Below are 18,260 nucleotides of genomic sequence, written 5' to 3' on the forward strand. Positions count from 1 at the left end.
CCCGCCGCCGAGGGCGGGGGCCGGTTCAGCACCGCGTCAGAGGTTGGTCATGTCGACCGGGATCTTCGGCTCGACGCCGTCCCGCAGGACGGTCGCCTCGATGAGGCCGTACGGACGGTCGGCCGCGAAGTACACCTCGTTGTCGTTCTTGAGGCCGAACGGCTCCAGGTCCACCAGGAAGTGGTGGTTGTTCGGGAGCGAGAAGCGGATCTCGTCGATCTCGCTGCGGCTGTTGATGATGCGCGAACCCATCTGGTACAGGGTCTGCTGGAGCGACAGGGAGTACGTCTCCGCGAAGGCCTGGAGCATGTGCCTGCGCGCCTGCTCGTAGGACTTCTCCCAGTTCGGCATGCGTTCTTCGTCGCTGGTCCAGTTGTACCGCCACTTGGCGGAGACGTCGGTCGCCAGGATGCGGTCGTACGCCTCCTTCAGGGTCGTGTACCTGTCCTTGACGTAGCCCCAGAACTCCGAGTTGGTGGAGTTCATGACGCTGAGGTCCTTGAGACCGGAGATGACCTCCCACTTCTCACCGTCGAAGGTGATCTGGGTGGTGCGCGTCTCCTGGCCCTTGCGGACGAAGGAGTGCTTGACCTCGTCGGCACCGATGAACTTCGAGTTGCCGTCGGAGGTCGCGATGCGCTCCCAGGCGTACTCCTCGATCCGGATCCTGGCGACCTTGATCGGCTCCTGCGAGCTCACGAAGTGCCGGGCCAGGTGGATGCCGAACTGCTCGGCGGACTCGATGCCGTGTTCCTTGGCGAAGGCGAACACCGTGTTCTTGGTGGTGTCGGTCGGCAGGACGTTGGCGTTGGAGCCCGAGTAGTGGACGTCGTCCATGTCACCGGAGAGGGCGACGGAGACGTTGAGGTCCTTGATGTGGTGGGTGTCGCCGTCCCGCGTGATCTTGACGACGCGGTTCTCTGCTTTGCCGTACTGGTTCTGGCCGAGAATCGTGGGCATTGTCTGCTAGCTCCCTCGGTAAACGGAGTAGCCGAACGGGTTGAGCAGCAGCGGTACGTGATAGTGCTCGCCCGGGGTGACGGCGAACGCGATCGCCACCTCCGGGAAGAACGCGCCGCTGTCCCTTACGCGGGGGGCGTCCTGCTGCGCCTCGGCTTGCTTCTTCGCTGTGAAGTACGACTCGGTGTCGAAGACGAGCCGTACGTGGGTGGTGCCTTCCGGCAGGGCCGGCAGGTCTTTGCAGCGCCCGTCCGCGTCGGTCGCGGATCCGCCGAGCGTCACATACTGCGTTTCGCCGCCGCTGCGGGCGGCCAGGGAGACGGAGACGGCTTCGGCGGGACGGCCGATGCTGGTGTCCAGGATGTGGGTGGACACCGATGCGGTGGTGTCGGTGCTCAAGACCGTCACGCTCCTTGTTCTCGGGAGTGCTGTACGGGACCTCAGGAGTCCTGTAGAAGGCGGGTCAGCCGGATGCGGTTGATCTTGCCCAGCTCGGTGCGGACGATCTCGCGTTCCTGCTCGGGCGAGTTGCCGATCCGGGCCTTCACCGCGTCGCGCATCTGCTCACCGGTGGCTCCGGTGGCGCAGATCAGGAAGACGTGCCCGAACCGCTCCTGGTAAGCCAGGTTGAGTTCGAGCATCTCCGCCCTGAGCTCCTCGGACGCACCGGCCATTCCGCGCTGTTCACGGGCGGAGGCCGGGTCCCCCGGCTTGGGGCGGCCGATGGGCGGGTGGCCGGCCATCGCGTCGGCCAGGTCCTCCGCGGTGAGCTCGGCCATGGCGGCGTCGCTCGCGGTGAACAGGGCTTCCGTGTCGGCGTAGGGCCGGTGGGCGAGGATGATGCTTCCCCACTCCGCACTGGCACACACCTCGTGCAGCACGGCTGTGGCCTCGTCGGCCGCCAGGGTGTTGAACCGGGCCAGACCCGGTGTGGAGCTCGTAGTCACGGGAGCCTCCGTGGCTTTTTTCCGCTGTGCGTTTTCGGGCTGCGGACAGCTAACGCCCTTCCCCACACCACGTCAACAGTTTGTTGAAATTCCATGAACAGATAATGCCGCCGCCCCAGTTCCCGGACGACGGCATTGACCGCGCATTACGCTCAGCTACTCACCCTTGGCCGCATCGTCCCGGTTCAGGTAGTTGTAGACGGTGAACCGGGAGACCCCGAGGGCTCCGGCCACGGTCTCGACACCGTGCCGCACCGAGAAGGCACCGCGTGCCTCCAAAGTGCGCACCACGCCCTGCTTCGTCTTGCGGTCCAGCTCAGCCAGTGGCATTCCGTGCCGCCGCTCCATCGCGGCCAGGATGTGGTCGAGCGATTCGGAGAGCTGCGGGAGCCGTACGGCTATGACGTCCGTCCCCTCCCAGGCGAGCACCACGTCCTCGGTGGTGGCCTGCCCCGGGTCCAGCAGCTCGGCGCCCATGGCGTCGACGAGCGGCTTCACGGCGGTGACCAGGGGGTGATCGGCCGGTGCGGTCACGGGGTGTCCTCCCCGATCACGTTGAGCTGGAGGGAGACCCGGGTGGCACCCGAGGCCAGGGCCTTGTGGAGCAGGGAGTCCACCGCCTCGAGGACCTGACCGGCCTCCCCCTCGGCCGTGTTCCCGAAGGGGCCCACGTCCACCGCGTCCAGGTCGGCGGTCTGGATGACCTCGCGGGCCGCCACCGCGTGCGCGGGTGCCTCGTCGAGATCGAACGGCTCGGTGGTGAACTCCACCCTCAGGCGCACGGTGCCTCCTCATGTCCCGCCGCGTCCGTCGGCTCGCACGGCTCGTCCCGACCTTAAGGCACGCCCTCCGGGACGCGGAGGTCCTGAGAAAGGCGGACCGCGGCGGCACGGCGGGCCACGGCACGGCGGTCCCCGGGGCTTCACGGCCCGGCCTGGATGTCCCCCCGGGTGGACGAGGTGATCGGATCGCCGTGCGCGAAGTCTCCGGGCGGGATACCCGGGTGGTGCCCGTCCCTGACGAGTCCGGCGGTGGCGGCGGCCGGCCCGAGCGCGAGCCGGGAGACGATCCGGTAGCGGTCGCCCCGGTAGAGCGAATGGACGTACTCCACGGGCAGCCCGGCCGTGTCCGAGGTGAGGCGCTCGAAGAGCAGGGCCGGGGAGAGTTCGGGGACCTCCAGGAGCTGGGCCTCCGCCCGGGTGACGACGGTGGGCTCGATGGCCTGGACGGCCTCGCGGACGTGCACCCCGTGGGTGTGGCGCAGGTGCTCGTAGAGGTCGCCGTCCTCCAGCTCCTGCGCCGACAGGCCGGGGACGAGCGCCGCCCTGATGTGCAGGTGCTCGATCGCCATCGGTGCGCCGTCGACCAGGCGCAGCCGTGCGACGTAGACGATCTCCTCGGCGGGCGACATCCGCAGTTTCCGGCCGACCCGGGCGCCGGCCTGCAGGGTGGTGAACTCCAGCAGACGGCTCGACCACGCCCCGGCCGCCTGCGGCACGCTCAGCGCCAGGTCGGCGGAGACCAGCTCCTGGGTGATCTTCTCCGGTGCGACGAACATCCCCCGCCCGTGCTCGCGGACCAGCAGCCCGGCGGCCACCAGCTCGTCGACGGCGGCCCGCAGGGTCGGCCGGGACACGCCGAGCAGGGTGCAGAGCGCCCGCTCGGACGGGATGGCGTCCCCAGGACTGCGGCTCTCGATCAGCTGGAGGACCGCGTCGCGGGCCCGTTCCCGCTTGAGCACCGTCCCCGGTACGTCGGCTTTCATCCACGCCCCTTCTGGAGGTCAGCTCCCTTTACCAGTTGAGCATCCGGCGGCCACTGGTCAGGGGAAGTGTAGCCACCCGCGCCGGGAAGAACAGTGGCCGACCGGCGCAAGGTCGCCAAAGTCCCTTTTTACAGGAGGGGTTGACGGCCCCATTGGTCTATGCCACCTTCATCCACCATCAAGAGGTGAGCTGTCCAGTGGACTTCACTGGTCAGGTGGTCAGGTCTCTGCCCCGTTGAGGTGAACCGTGAAGTACCGCTTGCTTGCCGGCGTGTCCGCGCTCGTGACGGCCGCCGCCCTCAGTTCCTGCAGTTCCGCGGAAGACGGTGCCGACGAGGCCGGGGGCAGGACCGCGGTCGACGTCTGGCTGATGCGCGACAGCGTCTCGGCCGCGTTCCAGAAGGAGTTCACGGCGGGTTTCGAGGCCACGCACCCGGACATCGACGTCAGGATCCAGATCCAGGAGTGGGACGGCATCGGCCAGAAGATCACCGCCGCCCTGGCGAGCAACGACGCCCCGGACGTCATCGAGGCGGGCAACACGCAGGTGGCCCAGTTCGCGGGGAGTGGCGGCCTGCTGGACCTCAGCGACAGGAAGGACGAGCTGAACGGCGAGGACTGGCTGAAGGGCCTGGCCGAACCCGGCTCGTACGAGGGCAAGCAGTACGGCATCCCGTACTACGCGGCCAACCGCGTCGTGATCTACCGGACCGACCTGTTCGAGAAGGCCGGCGTCGACGCCAAGCAGATCACCACGCGTGAGCGGTGGATCGACGCCACCACGAAGCTCGACAAGGGCGGCACGCAGGGCATCTACCTGCCCGGCCAGCTCTGGTACGCGCTGGGCGGCTTCATCTGGGACGAGGGCGGCGACTTCGCCACCGAGTCCGGCGGCCGGTGGAAGGGAGCGCTGGACACTCCCGAGGCGATGCGGGGCATGGCCTTCTACGCCCGGCTGCAGGCGCTCGGCAAGGGTCCCAAGGACTCCGACGAGGACGATCCGCCGCAGGCCGAGGTGATGGCCCAGGGCCAGGTGGCCCAGGTCATCTCCACCCCGGGCGGAGCCAACGTGATCATGGAGAACAATCCCGCCCTCAAGGGGAAGCTGGGCTTCTTCCCGATCCCCGGCAAGACGGCCGGGACACCGGGGGCGGTGTTCACCGGCGGTTCGGACCTGGTCGTTCCCGCGGCGGCGGGCCACCCCGACGCGGCACTGACCTTCATCAAGGAGCTCACGGGCGACGCCTGGCAGAAGAAGCTCGCGGTGGCCATGAGCTACGTGCCCAACCGGACCACGCTGGCCTCGGCCGTGGCGGACGACCCCGGCGCCTCGGCGATGGCCGTCGGCGCGGCGAACGGCCGTGCGACGCCGAACACCCCGGGCTGGGCGGCGGTGGAGGCAGAGAACCCGGTCAAGGACTACATGACCGCCGTCCTCACCGGCGGTGACACCGCCGAGGAGGCGGCCAAGGCCTCCGCGGACATCACCCGGGCCATGAACGCCGGCTCCTGACCCGGCCCCCACCCGTTTCCCGCCACCGAGAGGAGGCCCCGCCGTGCCGGCTGTCCGTGAACGGCACGCGCCACGCGTCCACCGCCCCCCGAAGGCACCACCGGGGCGGCGGCCCGGACGGCCCCCGCGCAACCTCTGGCCGTACGCCCTGATCGCGCCCGCGATCGGCGGCATGCTCTACCTGCTCGTGTATCCGCTGGTGCGGGCCGTGGTGATCTCCCTGCAGGACTTCCGGCTCCGCCAGCTGATCAGCGGGGACGCCGAGTTCGTGGGGCTGCGAAACTACCGGACGCTGTTGTCGGACCCTCGCTTCTGGGAGGTCACCGGCCGCACCTTCGTCTTCATGGCCGTCGGCGTCGTGCTGATCCTGGTCATCTCCACCCTGGTCGCGCTGATGACGGAGCGGCTGGGCCGGGTCGGACGTACGGTCGTGCTCTGCTCGCTGGTGCTCGCCTGGGCCATGCCGGTGGTCGCGGCCACGACCGTCTTCCAGTGGCTGTTCCACTCCGAGTTCGGCATCGTCAACCAGCTGCTGACGGCGCTCGGCTTCAGGTCCTTCGACCGCTACCCGTGGTTCGCGAACGGGACGGCGTCCTTCACGATCCTCGTCACCCTGATCGTCTGGCAGTCCGTGCCGTTCGCCGCGGTCACCCTGTACTCCGCGCTGACGACCGTCCCCGCCGAGCTCTACGAGTCGGCCCGCCTGGACGGCGCGTCCGGCTCCCGCATCTTCCGCTCGGTCACCTTCCCGATGCTCCGGCCGATCTTCATGCTGGTCCTGTCGCTGGAGGTGATCTGGACCTTCAAGGCGTTCGTCCAGATCTGGGTGATGACCCGCGGCGGGCCCGGTGACGCCACCACGATCCTTCCCGTGTACGCGGTCCAGACGGCGCTCTCCAGCCAGCGCTACGACCTGGGCTCCGCCGCGTCGATGATCACCGTGGTGCTGATGTCGGGGGTGCTGGTCCTCCACTTCCGCCAGATGTTCCGTCAGGAGGACGACTTACCATGACCCTGCCGCGCCCCCGCGTCCGGCGGATCCCGCTGAACGCCGCCGCCGTCGTGACCGTCGTGGTCTGCCTGTTCCCGGTCTACTGGATGGTCACCACCGCCTTCAAGCCGTCCCGGGACATCCAGTCCTCCGAGCCCCGGATCGTTCCCCGCACCTGGACGCTGGACCACTTCCGCCGGGCCGTGCAGGCGGACGGTTTCGAACTGTTCTGGCGCAACAGCGTCCTGGTCACGCTGGGGGCCGTGCTGCTCTCGCTCGCCGTGGCGCTCGGGGCGTCGTTCGCCGTCGCACGGCTGCGGTGGAAGGGCCGGCGCCAGTTCATGCTGCTGGTCTTCGTCGCCCAGATGGCGCCCTGGGAATCGCTGATCATCCCGATCTACATCATCTCGCGCGACACGGACATGCTCGACCGGCTGCCGACGCTCACCCTCGTCTACTTCATGATCACACTGCCGTTCACGATCGTGGTGCTGAGGGGTTTCCTCGCCACGATCCCGCCCGAACTGGAGGAAGCCGCCCAGGTCGACGGCTGTACCCGGACGGGCGCCTTCGTGCGGGTGGCACTGCCGCTGCTCGCCCCCGGCCTCATGGCGACCTCGCTCTTCGGATTCATCACCGCCTGGAACGAGTTCGCCTACGCCAACTTCCTGATCATCAAGCAGCAGGACAACCGCACGCTCCCGGTCTGGCTCTCCTCCTTCCAGAACACCTTCGGCACGGACTGGGGCGCCACCATGGCCGCCTCGACGCTCTTCGCACTGCCCGCGCTCGTGATCTTCCTGCTGCTCCAGCGCCATGTGACCTCCGGCTTCGCGGCCGGCGCCGTCAAGGGCTGAGCCCGGCCGGAGGCCGCGTCCGCCCCGCGGGCCCACGCCCCCGCGGCCGTCCCCGCGAAACGCCCGAGATCCGAATCCGGAGGCCCCCGTGCCCGCATCACGCCCCGAGCTCTCCCTCCTCCCCCGTCCCGGCAAGGTCTCGCCGCGGCCCGGCCGCTTCGTCCTCGGCCAGGACACCTCCGTACGCGCCCTGCCGGGTGCGGAAGGGGCGGCGGACCTGTTGCGCACACTCCTCGGGCCGACGACCGGCCTGCCCTTGACGCCCTCCGCGGACGGCCGTGTCGTCCTGGCGCTCGATCCGCAGCTCGGCGGACTGGGCGACGAGGGGTACGGCCTCACCGTCGGGCCCCAGGCGCTTCTGCTGCGCGCCGCCCGGCCGCAAGGGTTGCTCCGGGGGATCCAGACGATCCGGCAGCTGCTGCCGCCCGAAGCCCTCTCGGGTGGTGCGCGCGGCATGACCTGGGAGCTGCCGTGCGTCGAGATCAGCGACGTACCGCGCTACCCCTGGCGCGGCGCGATGCTCGACGTCGCCAGGCACTTCCAGCCCGTCTCCTACCTGCGCCGGTACGTGGACCTGATGGCGCTGCACAAGCTCAACGTCCTCCATCTGCACCTCACCGACGACCAGGGCTGGCGCATGCCGGTCGACGCGTTCCCCCGGCTGACGTCGGTGGGCGGCCACCGGTCCCAGTCCCTGGCCGACGGGGTGCCGCACGGGGGTGCGTACACCAGGGCGGAGCTGCGTGACCTGGTACGCCACGCGCGGGAGCGGGGGGTGAGCGTCGTGCCGGAGATCGAGATGCCCGGCCATGTGCGCGCGGCCCTCGCGGCCTACCCCCACCTGGGCAACCACCCCGAGCGGCGCCTCGACGTGTGGACCAGGTGGGGCGTCTGCGACACCGTGCTGGGCGTCCACGAGGAGGTCTTCGACTTCTGCCGGACGGTGCTGGAGGAGGTCATGGACGTCTTCCCGTCGCCGTACGTCCACATCGGCGGCGAGGAGTGCCCGACCACCGAGTGGGAGGACAGCCCGGCGGCCAGGGCCCGTGCGGCGGCCGAAGGGCTGGCCGGCCCCCAGGAGCTGCACGGCTGGTTCATGGGCCGCATCGGCTCGTTCCTGGTGGAGCACGGCCGCCGGCCCACCGGCTGGGCCGAGAGCGGCAGCGAACTGCCCCCCGAGTTCACGGTGATGACCTGGCGCGATCCGGCCCATGCCCGCACCGCGGCCCGGCGCGGGCACCGGGTGGTGACCGCGCACCACCGTGCCACCTACCTCGACTACGCCCAGTCCGCGGATCCGGAGGAGCCCCAGGCCCAGCCGGGCGCCCCCGTCCCCCTGTACGCGGTCCACGCCAACGAGCCGGTGCCGCACGACTGGGAGCCGGAGGAGGCGTCACGTGTCCTGGGCACCCAGGCGCAGTTGTGGACCGAGTACGTGACGACGCCGGACCGGATCGAGTACCTCACCTATCCCAGGCTGTGCGCACTGGCGGACCGGGCCTGGTCCGGCGGCCCCGGTGACTGGCCCGGATTCGTCGAGCGACTGCGCCACCACACGGCCCGGCTGGACGCCCTCGGCGTCCCCTACCGGCCTCTGACCCCGCGGTCCCTGATGACCGCGGCCGCAGGTACAGCGCCAACCCCCCGGTAGCTCATCCCCCACCGTTCCGGAGAGGAACACCGCCATGAGGACATTCCGCAGGAGCCGTATCCGCGCGGCTGCGGCCGCCGCCGTCACCCTGGCCCTGGGCTGCACGGCCCTCGCCGCCCTGCCCGCGACCGCGGGTGCCGCGGCGGCCGGCGGGCTCGTCGTCCAGTACCGCACGAGCGCGCCCGGTGCCACGGCCGACCAGAGCGAGCCGTGGCTGAAGGTACGCAACACCGGCAGCGCGAGCGTGCCGCTCACCGACGTCAAGGTCCGCTACTACTTCAAGGGTGACTCGGCGTCGGCGGCCTACCGGTTCGCCTGTTCCTGGGCGGTGAAGGGCTGCGCGAACATCACCGGGACCTTCAGGACCCTGCCGAACCCGACCGCCACCGCCGACCGCTACCTGGAGATCGCCTTCACCGCCGGCGCGGGCTCCCTGGCCCCGGGCGCGGACACCGGTGACATGCAGCTGCGCTTCCACCGCTCGGACTGGCAACCGCTCGGGCAGAGCGACGACTACTCCTTCGGGGCCGAGCGGAGCACGTACGGCGACTGGTCCCGGGTCACCGCACAGGTGGGCGGTGTCACGACCTGGGGCGAGGCGCCCGGCGGCAACGGCCCGACCGATCCGACCGACCCTCCCACCGACCCGCCGGCCGGCGGGCCCACCCTGTTCGACGACTTCGACTACACCGGTCACGCGGACCCGAGGATCGCGGCGAACGGCTGGAGTGTCCGCTCCAACTCCGGTGGTCCCGGAGTGCCCGGGGCCGTGTGGGCTCCGGAGAACGTCACCTTCAGCCGTCAGAGCGGCAACTCCGTGATGAACCTGGAGACCTCCACCGCGGGCACAGGCGCCTCGACGGTGCAGACGGAGATCCTCACGCGGTCCATGAAGTTCCGCAACGGCACCTACGCGGCCCGGGTGAAGTTCAGCGACGCCCCGCGGTCGGGCCCGGACGGTGACCACCTCGTCCAGACCTTCTTCACCATCAACGACCTCAAGGCGCCGATGGCGGACGACTACGCGGAGTACGACTTCGAGTACCTGCCCAACGGAGGCTGGGGCGAGCCGGCCGACATCCTCTACACCACCTCGTGGGAGACCTACCGGCCCGACCCGTGGGAGGCCGTCAACCAGCACAGTGAGGCGCGGCAGAGCTACGCCGGGTGGCACGACCTGGTGCTGACCATCGACGACAACGCCATCACGTACTACATCGACGGCCGGAACTTCGGCACGCACGGGGCGGCCTACCTCCCCGAGCGGCCGATGTCGATCAACTTCAACCAGTGGCTGATCGACCTGGCCGGCCAGAGCAGCACCACGCCACGCTCGTACGACCAGCAGGTGGACTACGTCCTGCACGTGAAGGACCGGGTGCTCTCCCCCACGCAGGTGTCCGCGCTGGTGAACGGGTACCGGGCCGCTGGCACGACGTTCCAGGACACGGTGCCGGCCACCTGACCCACGAGGTGTGACCAGGAGCGGGGTGGAGGCGACACGGCCTCCACCCTGCTTTCGCGCGTCCGGAATTCAGGTCCCCTCTTGACAGCTCCACCACCCGCCAGGCAATCTTCCGTTACGCAGAAAATAACTTCCGCAATACGGAAGGAGCGCACTATGGGTTACTCGGACCAGCGCTTCGATGTGAACCTCTCGATCCTCTTCACCGAACTCCCGCTCCTGGAGCGTCCCGCGGCGGCCGCCACTGCGGGCTTCACCGCGGTCGAGCTGTGGTGGCCGTGGACCGGGACCCCCACCCCTGCGCAGGCCGAACTCGACGCCCTGAAGAAGGCGCTCGACGACGCGGGCACGCAGTTGGTGGGACTGAACTTCTACGCGGGCCAGCTGCCCGGCCCCGACCGCGGCGCGCTCTCCGTGCCGGGTGAGGAGTCGGACCGGTTCCGCGCCAACATCGACGTGGCGGCCGACTTCGCCGCCTCGGTGGGCTGCAAGGCGCTCAACGCGCTGTACGGCAACCGCGTCGAGGGGGTGGACCCGGCCGCGCAGGACGAACTCGCCCTGCACAACCTCGTCCTGGCGGCCCGCGCGGCCGGCCGGATCGGGGCGACGCTCCTGATCGAGACCCTCAACAAGCCGGAGTCGCCCCTCTACCCCCTGGTGAGCGCACCGGCGGGCATCGAGGTCGTCGACCGGGTCAACGAGGCGACCGGTCTGGGCAACGCCGCGTTCCTGCTGGACCTCTACCACCTGTCGATGAACGGCGAGGACCTCAGTCAGGTGATCAAGACGTACGCCGCGAAGACCGGCCACGTCCAGATCGCCGACAACCCCGGCCGCGGCGCGCCCGGCACCGGCTCACTCCCGCTGGAGCGGCTCCTCGACGAACTGGCGCAAGCCGGTTACGAGGGCTGGGTCGGCCTGGAGTACAAGCCGGGCGACCGGCCGAGCGCCGACTCCTTCGCCTGGCTCCCCGCCGAGGACCGCGCCGCGGCGCGCTAGGGCCCAGGCGCCCCCCGTACACACGCTTACCCGGAAGGCACCCCTCATGAGCAGCAACCTCCCCAAGGTCGCCTGGATCGGTCTCGGCATCATGGGTTCGCCCATGTCGGAGAACCTGGTCAAGGCCGGTTACGACGTCACCGGTCACACCCTGGAACAGGACAAGGTCGACCGGCTGGTCGCGGCGGGCGGAAAGGGCGCGGCCTCGATCGCCGAGGCGGTGCGCGACGCCGATGTCGTCATCACCATGGTCCCCGCCTCCCCGCAGGTCGAGGCCGTCGCGTACGGCGCCGACGGCATCCTGGAGAACGCCCGGAAGGGCGCACTGCTGATCGACATGTCCTCGATCACCCCGCAGACCTCCGTGGACCTGGCGAGAAAGGCGAAGGACAAGGGCATCCGCGTGCTGGACGCCCCCGTCTCCGGTGGTGAGGCCGGCGCGATCGAGGCCGTCCTGTCCATCATGGTCGGCGGCGAACAGAGCGATTTCGACGCCGCGCTGCCCCTCCTGGAGACGCTGGGCAAGACCATCGTCCTGTGTGGCCCGCACGGCTCCGGCCAGACGGTGAAGGCCGCCAACCAGCTGATCGTGGCGGTCAACATCCAGGCCTGCGCCGAGGCCGTGGTCTTCCTGGAGAAGTCCGGGGTCGACCTCGCCGCCGCCCTCGACGTGCTCAACGGCGGCCTCGCCGGCTCGACGGTCCTGACCCGCAAGAAGGACAACTTCCTCAAGCGGGACTTCGCCCCCGGCTTCCGCATCGACCTGCACCACAAGGACATGGGCATCGTGACGGACGCCGCCCGCAACGTCGGTGCCGCGCTGCCCGTGGGCGCGGTCGTGGCCCAGCTGGTCTCCTCGCTGCGCGCCCAGGGCGACGGCGGCCTCGACCACTCCGCGCTGCTGCGTTCGGTCGAGCGGCTCTCCGGCTCCCAGGTCTGACACCCCGGCCCCTCGCACGGCACGCGGCCCTTCCGGGGGCACGCGGGCCCTCCCGGGACACCCCGCCCTTCCACATGGCGCGGGCACCCGCCCTCCAGGGCACCCGGCCCTTCCCAGGGCCCCCCGAACTCCGGGTCGCGGTGGCGCTGACACCTGTCCTGTCGCGCCCAGGCGCCGCCGCGGCCCGGAACCATCTCCTCCATATTCAACAAACTGTTGACGTTACGTTCCCGGCGAATCTACGCTCCTGAGGCCGTCAGCAGCCCCGTACGGAAGGCCCTCATGTCCCAGCGTGTGCTCACGACCGAGTCAGGTGCCCCGGTCGCCGACAACCAGAACTCCGCCACGGCCGGCGCCGGCGGGCCGATCCTCCTGCAGGACCAGCACCTGCTGGAGAAGCTCGCCCGCTTCAACCGTGAGCGCATCCCGGAGCGCGTCGTCCACGCGCGCGGCTCCGGCGCGTACGGCTACTTCGAGGTCACGGACGACGTCACCGGCTTCACCCGCGCCGACTTCCTCTCCGAGGTCGGCCGCCGCACCGAGACGTTCATCCGCTTCTCCACGGTCGCCGACTCGCTCGGCGGCGCCGACGCCGTCCGCGACCCCCGCGGCTTCGCGCTGAAGTTCTACACGAACGAGGGCAACTACGACCTCGTCGGCAACAACACCCCGGTGTTCTTCATCAAGGACCCGATCAAGTTCCCCGACTTCATCCACTCGCAGAAGCGCGACCCGTTCACGGGCCGTCAGGAGCCGGACAACGTCTGGGACTTCTGGGCCAACTCCCCGGAGGCGACGCACCAGATCACCTGGCTGATGGGTGACCGCGGCATCCCCGCCTCCTACCGCCACATGAACGGCTTCGGCTCGCACACCTACCAGTGGACGAACGCGCAGGGCGAGGCCTTCTTCGTCAAGTACCACTTCAAGACCAACCAGGGCGTGCGCTCGCTCTCCGCCGAGCAGGCCGCCGAACAGGTCGGCAAGGACGCCAACTCGCACCAGACCGACCTGCTCCAGGCCATCGAGCGGGGCGTCAACCCGTCCTGGACGCTGTACGTGCAGCTCATGCCGGCCGCCGAGGCCGCGGACTACCGCTTCAACCCGTTCGACGTGACGAAGGTCTGGCCGCACGCCGACTACCCGCTGCGGCGCGTCGGCCGCCTGGTGCTGGACCGCAACCCGGACAACGTCTTCGCCGAGGTCGAGCAGGCGGCGTTCTCGCCCAACAACTTCGTGCCCGGCATCGGTCCTTCCCCGGACAAGATGCTCCAGGGCCGGCTGTTCGCGTACGCCGACGCGCAGCGCTACCGGCTGGGCATCAACCACACGCAGCTCCCGGTCAACGCGCCGAAGGCGGCCGACGTCGACAACTACGGCCGCGACGGCCTGCACGCGACCCGCTACGGCTCGCGCCAGGACAAGAACTACGAGCCCAACTCGTACGCCGGCCCCGCCCAGACCGGTGCCCCGCTGGCCTCCCCGCTCGCGGTGCACGGCTGGACGGGCACGCACGAGGCGCCCCTGCACACGAAGGACGACGACTTCTTCCAGGCGGGCGAGCTCTACCGGCTCATGTCGGACGAGGAGAAGGGCCGGCTGGTCGCCAACATCGCCGGAGGCCTCTCGCAGGTCACCCGCGACGACGTGATCGAGAAGAACCTCGCCCACTTCCACGCCGCCGACCCCGAGTACGGCAAGCGCGTGGAGGAGGCCGTCCGCGCCCTGCGCGAGGACTGAGCCTCCTTCCCCAGGGCCCTGCCCGTGCCGCGCACCCGGATGAGGGGTCCGCGCGGCACCGGCAGGACGGGACCGCGGCGGCGGACGACGCCAGTGCGGTGGCGATGGGCCCGGACGGGCCGGCTCCTGACATGAAGGAACCGGCCCGCCCGGGGCCCGCGGTCCGCCGTCGCGGTCACTGTGAGCCCGGCACCAGGACACCAGGGGTGCGGTGCGCGCCGTCGGCGCGCACCGCACCCCTGTGCCGTGTCCGGGTCCGGCACGTTCGGAGCGTGTTCCCGCGCCGTTCATGGTCCGTTGCGGACGATCTCGACGGGGGCGCGGAACATCCCCGTCATGAACACCATGACTCGTGTCAGGACCTCCTCCGCGGCCCTGGCCGCCGCACTCGTCGTCGGCCTGACCGCCCCGGCCGCCACGGCCGTCCCCCACCTCACCCCCGCCCACCACTCTTCGGCGTCGCAGCAGCGGATCCCCTTCACGGCTGCCGAGGTGACGGCGAACGAGGACGGCTCCTTCACGGTGGAATGGACGGCACCCGGTGTCCGCCACGTCGCCGTGCGCACCGGCGGGCGGACCGTCGCCTCCGGCGGCGCTTCCGGCAAGGTCACCGTCCGCGGTCTGACCGCTCAGGACCGCCGGTGGTTCGACCTGGTCCCCGAGCGTGGTGGCTCCCTCCACCTCGCCGACCGCCTGATCCGGCTGGAGGGCACGGTCAACTTCCGTGACGCGGGCGGCTACCGCACCACGGACGGGCGCTGGGTGAAGATGGGCGAGATCTACCGCTCGGACGCCCTGGACAAGCTCACCACCGCCGACCTGGCGAAGCTGCGCCGCCTGTCCGTCCGTACGATCTACGACCTGCGCCAGGAGTCCGAGCGCGTGGCGGCCCCCGACCGCGTCCCCGCGGGCTCCTCCCACGTCGTCGCCGACGTCCTGGCGGGCTCCCCCGTCTTCACGGACATGCCGAGGACGGCCGCGGAGGCGGCCGCCATGATGACCGAAGGCGAGAAGTTCATGGTGAGCGGTGGCACCGCGCGGGCGGCCTACCGCGCGGTCTTCTCGGGTGTCACCGACGGCGACGCCCGTGGCGTCCTCTTCCACTGCACGGCCGGCAAGGACCGCACCGGCTGGGCGAACGCCGCGCTGCTCACCGCGCTCGGGGTCCCCCGCTCCACCGTGACCGCGGACTACCTCGCCTCCAACGACTACCGCGCGAAGGCGAACGCGGCGGCTCTGGCGTCGATGCCGCCGGCCCAGGCCGAGGTGTACAAGCCGATGCTCGACGTCCGCGTCGAGTACCTCGACTCCGGTTTCCAGGAGGTGGCCGAGGAGTTCGGCTCCTTCCAGGCGTACGAGAAGCAGGCGCTCGGCCTGAGCGGCAAGGAGCTGAGGGACCTCGAGCGCGACCTGCTGGTCGGCTGAGTAGGTGTCACACGGCGGCTGCGGGAGCCGGCGTGGGGCGGCCGCGGCCGCCCCACGTGAGAAACACGGCACGGTCTTCGAGCCGGAACTGTCGGCATCCGCGTACGACGTGGCGCTCAAGGGTGAGAAGGCGGACCCGACACGGCAGCAGGCCGAGGAGCGCCGGACGCGACGCCGGCCTTCGCGACCACGGGGGGTCGTGAAGGCCGGCGTCGCGCGAGCCCGGGACGGGCGGCGGTCAGGAGACCGTCAGCGCACGGATCGCCGTCGGGGCGTGGCCCGGCTCCGTGGCCACGTCCTCGAACTCGTTGACCGACGCGATGTCCGACCCGCTCATCGAGATGTTGGTGATCCGCTCCAGGATCGCCTCGACCACCACCGGCACGCGGAACTCGGCGGCCAGCTTCTTCGCCTCCTCGAAGGCCGGCAGCAGCTGGTCCGGCTCGGTGACGCGGATGGCCTTGCAGCCCAGACCCTCGACGACCTTGACGTGGTCCACGCCGTAGACGCCCAGCTCGGGGGAGTTGAGGTTCTCGAACTCCAGGTTGACCTGGAAGTCGATGTCGAAGTTGCGCTGTGCCTGCCTGATGAGCCCCAGGTAGGAGTTGTTGACCAGCACATGGACGTACGGGATGCGGTGCTGGGCGCCGACCGCCAGCTCCTCCAGCATGAACTGGAAGTCGTAGTCGCCGGAGAGCGCGACGACGGATCCCCCGGGATCGGCCGTGGCGACCCCCAGCGCTGCCGGGATCGTCCAGCCCAGGGGCCCGGCCTGGCCGCAGTTGATCCAGTGGCGCGGCCGATAGACGTGCAGCATCTGCGCGCCGGCGATCTGCGAGAGGCCGATGGTGGTGACGTAGCGGGTCTCGGGGCCGAACGCCCGGTTCATCTCCTCGTACACCCGCTGCGGCTTCAGGGGCACGTCGTCGAAGTGCGTACGGCGCTGCAGGTTCGCACGGCGCTCCTGCGTCGACGCCGCCCACCCCGAACGGTCCTTCAGCTTCCCTGCGGCCTTCAGCTCGCGCGCCACCTCGACGAAGAGCTTCAGCGCGGCCTTCGCGTCGGAGGCGATGCCGAGGTCCGGGGCGAAGATCTTGCCCAGCTGGGTCGGCTCGACGTCGACGTGGACGAAGGTGCGGCCCTGGGTGTAGACGTCCAGCTTGCCGGTGTGGCGGTTGGCCCAGCGGTTGCCGATACCGAGGACGAAGTCGGACTCCAGGAAGTTCGCGTTGCCGTAGCGGTGCGAGGTCTGCAGACCGACCATGCCCGCGTTCAGCTCGTGGTCGTCGGGGAGGATGCCCCACCCCATCAGGGTCGGCACGACCGGGACACCGGTCAGCTCGGCGAACTCGACGAGGAGTTCACAGGCGTCGGCGTTGATGATGCCGCCGCCCGCGACGAGCAGCGGGCGCTCGGAGGCGTTGAGCATCTCGACGGCCCGTTCGATCTGCTTGCGGGTCGCGGCGGGCTTGTGCACCGGCAGCGGCTCGTACAGGTCGGGGTCGAACTCGATCTCGGTGAGCTGCACGTCGATCGGCAGGTCGATGAGCACGGGGCCGGGGCGGCCGGCGCGCATCAGGTGGAAGGCCTGCTGGAATACGCCCGGGACCTGGGCCGCCTCCAGGACGGTCGTCGCGGCCTTGGTCACCGGCGCGGCGATGGAGGCGATGTCGACGGCCTGGAAGTCCTCCTTGTGGAGCACGGCCGTCGGGGCCTGACCGGTGATGCACAGGATGGGCACGGAGTCGGCGATGGCGGAGTAGAGACCGGTGATCATGTCGGTGCCGGCCGGCCCCGACGTGCCGATGCAGACACCGATGTTCCCGGCCTCGGCGCGCGTGTAGCCCTCGGCCATGTGGGACGCGCCCTCGACGTGGCGGGCGAGGGTGTGGTGCACCCCGCCGGCGGCCTTGAGCGCCGCGTAGAACGGGTTGATCGCCGCACCCGGCACACCGAACGCGTTGGTGACGCCTTCGCGCTTGAGGATCTCAACTGCCGCTCGGGCAGCGGTCATACGAGGCATTGAGTGCTCCTGCTCGGACGTGTGGTGGATTCGGGCTCTGTCGCGCCACCTGAGAGCACCAATTCCGTATTACGGAAGATTTGTTCTGCTATACGGAACAATCTAGAGCGGCGCCCGACGGCCGTCAAGGGAGAGGAGAGGGAAGGGCAGGAGCACGAAGTGCGCCGAGTAGCTGCCCGTACGGTCGCTCCTGGTGGACGATGGGGACACGCACCGCAGTCACCGCCGCGCCGGTGCCGGGGAGGGGGAGCAACGTGGAATCCGTACCGGTGCCGCTGCCCGGTCTGCCGTCGGGACCACGCGTACGTCACGCCGGTCTACCCCTGCCCGTGCGGCTCCCCCACCGCCCCGCCCCTGATGCGCGGCGCGCCGGTCGAGCCGATCACGCACCGCACCTGGAACGACGACTGGGTCAGCGTGCGCTGCCACTCCTGCGGACGCCGTGACCAGTGGCCGCATCCCGAGCTCTGCTGTCCCTGCGGGGCGGTCCTGCGCATTCCCGTACGCCCGGTGGCGACGCGGGGGACGACGCCGCCGGGCCCGGCCCGCCCCTCGCCCACACCGCCGCCGCGCACGACCGCGCACCCGCGCCCGCCGTTCCGGCCCCTGGTGATCCGCACGGCCCACGACGCGGTGAGCGCGGCCGCCCTCTATCTCACGTGGCTGGGCTACCGTGACGTCGTCCAGCCCGGGGCCCGGGCCGGCTCACGGGCGGACCTGCAGGCGGCCGGGGTCATCGCCCAGGTCGACTCGACCACGCGGCCGACCGCCCTGCGCGATGTCGAGTGCCTCTGGCTGCACGCCCTCAACCACTCGGTGGCCGGCGTGCTCTTCTCCCTCGCCGGTTACGCGCGTGACGCCCGCGCACGCGCCGACGGTCTGGCCGTCCCGCTCTTCGTCATGGACCTCACGGGGACCCCGCAGCCGGTGAACGCCCCCGCCGACGAACTGGTCCGCACGGGCCCCTGACCTCGGCCATACTGC

General features: G+C 70.3%; 16 protein-coding genes and 1 pseudogene. 10 read left to right on the forward strand and 7 right to left on the reverse strand.

Translation table 11 applies throughout. The annotated features are described in order from the left end of the window. Window positions 1-36: 36 nt before the first annotated feature. From pucL to QFZ58_RS07875, 6 genes are all read right to left on the reverse strand, one after another. The gene (pucL, locus tag QFZ58_RS07850; protein WP_307124192.1) at window positions 37-960 is read right to left on the reverse strand and encodes a factor-independent urate hydroxylase; all 924 of its coding nucleotides are present in this window, start codon (window positions 958-960) and stop codon (window positions 37-39) included. Window positions 961-966: 6 nt separating this feature from the next. Then, window positions 967-1,359: a hydroxyisourate hydrolase gene (uraH, locus tag QFZ58_RS07855; protein ID WP_307124193.1), complete on the reverse strand. Its 393-nt coding sequence runs from the start codon at window positions 1,357-1,359 to the stop codon at window positions 967-969. A 41-nt stretch (window positions 1,360-1,400) separates the two neighbouring features. After that, a complete protein-coding gene (uraD, locus tag QFZ58_RS07860; RefSeq protein WP_307124194.1) occupies window positions 1,401-1,907 on the reverse strand; it encodes a 2-oxo-4-hydroxy-4-carboxy-5-ureidoimidazoline decarboxylase in 507 nt (168 codons plus the stop codon). 156 nt (window positions 1,908-2,063) lie between these two features. Beyond that, window positions 2,064-2,441 carry a helix-turn-helix domain-containing protein gene (locus QFZ58_RS07865; RefSeq protein WP_307124195.1) on the reverse strand — a complete coding sequence of 126 codons (378 nt, stop codon included), beginning with the start codon at window positions 2,439-2,441 and terminating at the stop codon, window positions 2,064-2,066. Continuing rightward, complete coding sequence (locus tag QFZ58_RS07870) at window positions 2,438-2,689, reverse strand: hypothetical protein (protein ID WP_307124196.1); 252 nt, start codon at window positions 2,687-2,689, stop codon at window positions 2,438-2,440. Before QFZ58_RS07870 ends, QFZ58_RS07865 begins: the two co-directional genes overlap by 4 nt. A 140-nt stretch (window positions 2,690-2,829) precedes the next feature. Continuing rightward, window positions 2,830-3,672, reverse strand: coding sequence for a GntR family transcriptional regulator (locus QFZ58_RS07875; protein WP_307124197.1), 843 nt, complete (start codon window positions 3,670-3,672; stop codon window positions 2,830-2,832). A gap of 247 nt (window positions 3,673-3,919) precedes the next feature. On the opposite strand from QFZ58_RS07875, the gene QFZ58_RS07880 reads away from it, so the two are divergent. The 9 genes from QFZ58_RS07880 (at window position 3,920) to QFZ58_RS07920 (ending at window position 15,253) form a co-directional block, all read left to right on the forward strand. Beyond that, a complete protein-coding gene (locus tag QFZ58_RS07880; protein ID WP_307124198.1) occupies window positions 3,920-5,185 on the forward strand; it encodes an extracellular solute-binding protein in 1,266 nt (421 codons plus the stop codon). Between the two features lie 43 nt (window positions 5,186-5,228). Next, window positions 5,229-6,197, forward strand: a complete 969-nt coding sequence (locus QFZ58_RS07885) for a carbohydrate ABC transporter permease (RefSeq protein WP_307124199.1) — start codon at window positions 5,229-5,231, stop codon at window positions 6,195-6,197. Continuing rightward, on the forward strand, window positions 6,194-7,033 hold the full coding sequence (locus QFZ58_RS07890) for a carbohydrate ABC transporter permease (RefSeq protein ID WP_307124200.1): 840 nt from the start codon (window positions 6,194-6,196) through the stop codon (window positions 7,031-7,033). The genes QFZ58_RS07885 and QFZ58_RS07890 overlap by 4 nt, the downstream gene beginning before the upstream one ends. A gap of 88 nt (window positions 7,034-7,121) precedes the next feature. After that, entirely contained in the window at window positions 7,122-8,684 is a 1,563-nt protein-coding gene (locus QFZ58_RS07895) for a beta-N-acetylhexosaminidase (protein WP_307124201.1), read from the forward strand. A gap of 34 nt (window positions 8,685-8,718) precedes the next feature. Continuing rightward, window positions 8,719-10,149, forward strand: coding sequence for a cellulose binding domain-containing protein (locus tag QFZ58_RS07900; protein ID WP_307124202.1), 1,431 nt, complete (start codon window positions 8,719-8,721; stop codon window positions 10,147-10,149). A gap of 156 nt (window positions 10,150-10,305) precedes the next feature. Beyond that, the gene (locus tag QFZ58_RS07905; protein WP_307124203.1) at window positions 10,306-11,148 is read left to right on the forward strand and encodes a TIM barrel protein; all 843 of its coding nucleotides are present in this window, start codon (window positions 10,306-10,308) and stop codon (window positions 11,146-11,148) included. Window positions 11,149-11,194: 46 nt separating this feature from the next. Continuing rightward, entirely contained in the window at window positions 11,195-12,088 is an 894-nt protein-coding gene (locus QFZ58_RS07910) for a 2-hydroxy-3-oxopropionate reductase (RefSeq protein WP_307124204.1), read from the forward strand. Window positions 12,089-12,370: 282 nt separating this feature from the next. Then, a complete protein-coding gene (locus tag QFZ58_RS07915) occupies window positions 12,371-13,828 on the forward strand; it encodes a catalase (protein ID WP_307124205.1) in 1,458 nt (485 codons plus the stop codon). 336 nt (window positions 13,829-14,164) lie between these two features. Further along, a complete protein-coding gene (locus QFZ58_RS07920) occupies window positions 14,165-15,253 on the forward strand; it encodes a tyrosine-protein phosphatase (protein ID WP_307124206.1) in 1,089 nt (362 codons plus the stop codon). Between the two features lie 238 nt (window positions 15,254-15,491). On the opposite strand, the gene gcl is transcribed toward QFZ58_RS07920, so the two are convergent. Next, window positions 15,492-17,276: a glyoxylate carboligase gene (gene gcl / locus QFZ58_RS07925; RefSeq protein ID WP_307124207.1), complete on the reverse strand. Its 1,785-nt coding sequence runs from the start codon at window positions 17,274-17,276 to the stop codon at window positions 15,492-15,494. Window positions 17,277-17,530: 254 nt separating this feature from the next. Here gcl and QFZ58_RS07930 point away from each other — a divergent pair. Beyond that, a pseudogene (locus QFZ58_RS07930) lies at window positions 17,531-18,245 on the forward strand (hypothetical protein). Window positions 18,246-18,260: the final 15 nt, after the last annotated feature.

It is taken from the genome of Streptomyces sp. B1I3, assembly GCF_030816615.1.
Classification (GTDB): domain Bacteria; phylum Actinomycetota; class Actinomycetes; order Streptomycetales; family Streptomycetaceae; genus Streptomyces.